Origin of the sequence: Bilophila sp. 4_1_30, assembly GCF_000224655.1 — a bacterium.
Lineage (GTDB): Bacteria > Desulfobacterota > Desulfovibrionia > Desulfovibrionales > Desulfovibrionaceae > Bilophila > Bilophila wadsworthia.
Genome location: NZ_JH114231.1, coordinates 303,025 through 309,188 on the forward strand (window position 1 = coordinate 303,025; position 6,164 = coordinate 309,188).

At 55.7% G+C, this 6,164-nt stretch carries 4 protein-coding genes; all 4 read right to left on the minus strand.

What is annotated here, in order from left to right:
* Positions 1 to 43 precede the first annotated feature (43 nt).
* A complete protein-coding gene (gene recO / locus HMPREF0178_RS01475; RefSeq protein ID WP_009378425.1) occupies positions 44 to 814 on the minus strand; it encodes a DNA repair protein RecO in 771 nt (256 codons plus the stop codon).
* Positions 815 to 817: 3 nt separating this feature from the next.
* Positions 818 to 1,687 carry a RodZ domain-containing protein gene (locus tag HMPREF0178_RS01480; protein ID WP_009378427.1) on the minus strand — a complete coding sequence of 290 codons (870 nt, stop codon included), beginning with the start codon at positions 1,685 to 1,687 and terminating at the stop codon, positions 818 to 820.
* Between the two features lie 39 nt (positions 1,688 to 1,726).
* Positions 1,727 to 2,653 (minus strand): SurA N-terminal domain-containing protein, encoded by a 927-nt coding sequence (locus tag HMPREF0178_RS01485; protein WP_009378429.1) that lies wholly within the window; start codon positions 2,651 to 2,653, stop codon positions 1,727 to 1,729.
* A gap of 220 nt (positions 2,654 to 2,873) precedes the next feature.
* Positions 2,874 to 6,164 (minus strand): transcription-repair coupling factor (gene mfd / locus HMPREF0178_RS01490; RefSeq protein ID WP_009378431.1); only part of this gene is annotated, 3,291 nt, incomplete at its 5' end.

A 6,164-nucleotide genomic window follows, 5' to 3' on the forward strand; every position in this document is an offset into this window, starting at 1 on the left:
AACAGCCACAGCAGACCGTTTTTTAGTGTTCGGAATTTCCGGATCACATTCTCCGGAAGCGCCCCCTGTCCCAAGTCAGGCCCAAATGATACTGCACAAAGCCATCCACCGCTCTCGCGCACTCACGTCGTTCCGCCGGGAGCAATACTTCGCCCGCCTCTTCCGAAGAGCCGGACGTTAAAAAATGCCAATGCAGGGGTGATACTTCCTGTACTTGGCGCAAAACGTCAAGGCTTTTGCCGCTGATTTCCACAATATTTCCTCGCCCGGAAACGCAATCAGGGCAAACGATGGTCCCTTCTGAAACCAGAAATCCGGCATGATCAATCTCTTTTTTCCCGCAGGAGACACATGCCGTCAAAGCGGGAGCGTACCCCTGCTGAGACGCCAAGCGCAACCGAAAAAGTATCGGAAGAATATCCTGCACGGTTTCAGACTGTTCAAGAAGTTCCAATGTGTCCTTGAGAAGCAGGAACACTCCGGCCGCACCATCCTGAGGAACGCCAAGCGCTTCAACAAACCGGACACAGTTCATAAACATGCCCAGCCGATTCCAGTCCGTCCGCAAACGCCGGGGCCCCCGAATCAGATTGCCCTCCTGCAAGGAAAGGTACATGCCGTTTCGGGTCGTTTTGGTACTGATCTGGAGTTCGTTGAAAAGATCCAGACAGCCACAGAATCGTTTGCGGCTCCGGCTGCCGCCAAAGGCGAACGCCGATACGATACCGTGGCGGCGCGTCAGCATACGCAGCCAGAGGTCCGATTCCCGAAAGCGCCCTACCCCCAAAACGAGGGCCGTATCGGACCATTCCATAGACTAATTCTGAGTGTCATTGGGAAACGTGACAGTCTTGACCTGACCGATTTTCCCTACAGGCGGCAGTTCCTTGCCGTCATACGTGATCAGCATGGCTCCCGCGTTGCCCAGCTTCATAACGAGCTTTTCCTGAAAGTCGACATTCAGGGTGTCCCCTTTATGCATGACGCGCTGGCTGTTTTTGCCGTCCGCGGTCGTCGAAACCCAGCAATCGCCCTGCGCCGTCAACAACATACGGTGACCGGCGGCGGGAAGAGCCGCTTGCGCTGTCGGCGTCCCGGTTTCAGCGGGAAGAGGGGTTCCACCCAAAACAATCGGTTCCTCTGATGCCGCAGGAAGCGTGGCGTTCGCAGCCGGCTCCACGGGGATGACAGGCGTCGTGACAACGCTATCCGCTTCAGGGACAGCCGGGGAAGACACCGCCGGAGATGCCGTTTTTTCCTGACTCGCCGTATTGCTGGAAAGTCCGGGGATACTATCCCGAAAATACCATGCCCCTCCCGCAAGAAACAACGCGCACAAAAGGATGGCAAGCCAAGGCACATGACTTTCCTCGCGACGTGCCGCAGCGGGGACAACACGGATTTCCTGTTCGCGCAGCTCTTCTTCCGGATCTTTGAGCAGCGCGCACGCAACGTGGGTAACGCTGTCGTCGACGGCAAGAAGCTTCGCATACGCCCGAATGAATCCCCGGGCATATACGGCATGCGGCATGGATTCCATGTCGCCTTCCTCTATGGCTTTAACCAATCGAGAGGTGATCTTGAGTTGCGCGGCGACATTTTCTTCCGTCAGCCCTTTATGAATACGCCTCTCACGAAGCAGGGCCCCAAAGTCTGCCAGCGTCAAAACAGTTTCCGTCTCTTCCATGCTGTGTACCTTTCAGAAATCGAATGCAAAAAGGGATAGTTATTGGCGGATTTCAACCACAGCCCGCTTGCGGAGCTGTTCGCTGTATTCACGGAAGCGCTCTTGGAGCTTCGGTTCGCGCAAAATCCTTTCGATCTGAGGCGTGGCTTCCTCCAGCGTCTGCCCGTCTCCGGATTCCATGGAGAGAAGCTTCAGCTGTCCTTTCAACCCGTTATTCACTTCAAACAATCCGGAGACATCCCCCGGCTTGAGCTGCGAAAGGCGGTCTTGCCATGTAGGATCAAGGCTGTTCCAATCCACGACGCCCACATCACCGCCTTCCTGAGCGCGAGGGCCCACGGAAACCTGACGAGCGGCCTGTTCAAAGGAAAGCTTGCCGCTACGGATACGGGCGGCCTGCGTCTCGGCATTTTCCGTCGGCGGATATACAATAACCGCAAAACGGACTTTCTGGTTGTTCATGAACGTCTGCTTATGCCGATTATAATAATCGGCGATCTCTTCTTTCGTCACGATGACCTTACGGCCGACCATGTTGGCAAGGAGGCGGTTCCGCAAAATGCTGCTGCGGATACGCTCGCGGAAATCCTTCTCTGTCGTGCGTTGGATCTGGAGCTGACGCTGGAATTCTTCCGGCGTCATTTTATTGCGCGACATGATCTGCTGTATTTCATTATCCACTTCGCTGTCGCCCACCGAAATTTTAAGGCGCTGGGCTTCCTGCGTCAGGATAATGTTGTTGATCATGCGTTCCAGCGTTGCCTTGGTCAGTTCTTCTATCGCAGCGGCCTGATTGGGATCTTTGGGATTCAATCCCCGCCGCATGGCTTCGGGGGCCGTTTCAGCCTGCAAGTCAAACGCCGTTATCATTTCGCCGTTCACGACCGCGGCAACGCCATTGATGGCGGCGTGTACGGGAGACGTAATCAAAAAAAACAAAAGAAACGCGGTACTGACGATGCGCACGCTATGCTCCTTGATATTCTGGCTCTGGGATTGAAACACTCCCAGCCTTGTTTTTCCAACACTGAGCACACAAAAAGATTTCCTCGGACGGAACTTTCTCAAGATGCGTTCGGCCCAATGGAAAACGTCTTTGGAGTGCTGTCCGTGCGACAATTTTTTGGCAAGATACGCTGATTCCCGCCAACTTGCAACGCCGGGACTTTCTAACGCTCCCGGGCAATCAGTCCGTCAGAAGTGTCCCCAGCGCCAGTCTGGCGGCATCAAGTCTGCGCGGGGTGGGCAACTGCATATCCAGCTTCAATTCAAGGCTTGATGGAGGAATCAACTTGGCATTGCCTTTTTGCGCACTCAAGAACGGCACCAGTTTCTCGGGTGCGATGGCGTTCTGCTTCTCATCCCAGAGGACACGGAGCCGATCCTCGTATACGTCCGCCTTCAAGGCTTGAGCCCCGCTCAGGAATTGCTTCAGTGCCAGTACAGCCATAAAGATTTCCAATGGTTGCGGTAAAATGCCAAAGCGGTCTCGAAGCTCGAGTTCAAGTTCCTGGCGGGCCTGAGCGTCCGGAGCAGCGGATAGCCGCTTATACCAACGCAGACGTTCCCGTCCATCCGTAATATAGTCCTCGGGGATATGGGCGGTAAGCCCTAAATTGAGTTCCGTTTCAATCTGCAACGATACGCCGCCGTTTTTAATCTTGTTGACGGCTTGTTCGAGCATTTCAAGATACAGTTCAAGCCCCACACGTCCCATATGGCCGGACTGAACCTCACCAAGAATGTTTCCGGCACCACGCAACCGCAAATCTTCCATCGCAACTTGGAAGCCCGCGCCCAAGTAATCCATATCAAGAATAATGCGCAAACGTTCTTTTGTTGCAGCAGGCAGCCGCTCCAGATCAGAAACGACGAAACAGGCAAAAGCCTGCCGATCGGACCGCCCCACCCTGCCCCGCAACTGGTACAACTGCCCCAGACCGAAAAGGTGCGCCTGATCGACGATCAGCGTATTGGCCCGAGGGAAGTCCAGCCCCGACTCAACAATGGCGGTACAAACCAGAATGTCCAACTCGCCATGCCAAAATGCGTGCATGGTTTCTTCAAGCTTCTTTTCCGGCAGCTGCCCATGCGCCATGCCGATACGCGCATTCGGAGCCAGTTCCTTGACGAACTCGACGACCCGTTCCAGCCCCTGCACCCGGTTATGGACCCAAAAAACCTGCCCCTCACGGGCCAGTTCCCGTTCAATCACCTGCCGAAGCGTTGCCTTGTCCCGCTCCAGCAGCGCCGTAGAAACGGGTTTACGCTCAGGGGGGGCCGTCTCGATAACCGAAAGTTCGCGGACTCCGGACATGGATAACTGAAGCGTCCGGGGAATCGGAGTGGCCGTCAATGTGAGCGCATCAACGTTCTTTTTGATTTTTTTAAGTTTCTCTTTGTGCCGAACGCCGAAACGCTGCTCCTCATCAAGGATAAGCAAGCCAAGATTCGGGAGAACCACATCGTCCGAAAGGAGCCGATGCGTACCGATGAGGATGTCGATCTGTCCGGAAGCCGCCGCTTTGAGCACTTCTTTCTGCTTGGCCGAAGAAACGAAGCGGCTCAGCAGCCCGACATTGAGCGCAAAGCCCGAAAGCCGGGAGCGGAAGGTCTGATAATGCTGCTCGGCAAGAACTGTCGTGGGACACAACAGTGCGACCTGACGCCCTTCCGAGGCGGCTCTGAACGCCGCCCGCAGAGCAACCTCCGTTTTGCCGAACCCCACGTCTCCGCACACAAGCCGATCCATAGGTTCGGGTTTTTCCATATCAGCCAGGACGTCCTGTATGGCTTTCGCCTGATCAGGCGTTTCCTCGAAGCCGAAGGACGCTTCAAATTCACGGTACAACTCCCCAAGAGGAGGATACCGGAACCCCTTGGCCACTTTACGCCACGCATACATTTCAATCAGGTCTTCGGCGATTTTTTCGATAGCCTTGCGGGCTTTTTCCTTGCCGGATTGCCAGGCTCCGCCGCCCAGACGATCCAGCGACGGCTGCGCTTCTCCTCCGCCCTTAAAGCGTTGGATGAGGGAAAGGCGATCCACAGGAACGTAAAGCCGATCATCTCCGGAATAATGCAGCAGCAGGAAATCGTTGGCAGTGCTGCCCGTTTCCATGCGTAACAGCCCACCAAAGCGAGCAATGCCGTAATCCCGATGGACCAGCAAGTCGCCGGGCTTCAACTCGTCATACCGATCAAGCCCCTTGAAGGCTCCTGTAGGAACGCGGCGGCTTTTCTCCGCATGTGGCTGGAGGAGATCTTCCCCGAGTATGAGGCTCTCATCCCAAATCAGTTCAGCACCGACCCGAAATGGCGCCACCAAAGCGAACAGGCCATGCTGTTCCCCGGAATACCGCAGCAAAGGGGATAATCCGTCCTGAGAGGCCAGATTCAAAAATTTCGTACGGCTCTTTTCGGAAGCAAAGCACAAAATCGTCTGCCGCTTGTCGTTCTGCCACCGTTTCAGTGCTTGAACGAGCGTCTGCCAAGGGCGATCCTGCTCCGCAGTCGAAGGAAACAGCTCCTCGAACGAAGAAAGGCTCCGTTCCGGCAGATCATGGATTCCTTTGGCGATGCCCATCACCAGCGGTTCCGCGTGAACACAGGCGAACCGCTCGCAAACGCTTTCCACATCGCTTGCTTCGCGCATGGCCAAACGCTGCGGCTGAGGACGGCCCTCCACATCCTGCGCTTCGAAGGCTTCCGTCCAAAGACGTTCCGCTGAGGACAACATATCACGAAGATCGGCGAGCCCCGGCAGAACCCATACGGTATCGGCAGGGAGCCATGCTTCCAGATTGGTCGCCGTATCATAGCAGCAACCCGGCAATAAGCGGAAATCGCCCTGTTCCTGTAAGCGGGTCAACCCGAACCGTTCATTTTCGGTCAGCATGTTTTTCTGGAACAGGCTTTTCCAGCGTGCCTGCATCTTCGCTTGGTCAGCGGGCGACTGTCGAACGGGTGACACGGGAAGAACACGTACTTCAGAAAGATTTGCCTTCGAACGCTGGCTCACGGGATCGAAAAGGCGGATCTCCTCTATGAGATCCCCAAAAAAATCAAGGCGTATGGGCTTATCATAGCCGGGAGGCATGATGTCGAGAATATCACCACGTCTGGCGATCTCGCCCGGATTCGAGACCATGGAAACACGCTCATAGCCCCATTCAACCGCCTGTTCGAGTATCATATCCAACGAAACGTCTTCACCCCGTATGAGGGTAACCTCCCGGTTCTCGAAGAAATCCAGAGGCACCAACTTGGGGAGCAGGTTATCGGCGGTCAGGATAAGCCCTTTGGCCTGTCCACTGCGCAAGGCGTACAGAGCGGCCAAGCGTTCCGTCCAGCCCTCACGGTTGGCCGAGCGAGGCGAAAACGGCGGCAGAGACGCCCAGCCGCCCTTATCAAAGGCATCCGGCAAAAAGTCGCCGCTGGACAACTCGGGAGAGAACAGCCGCATCAAAGCGCGGGC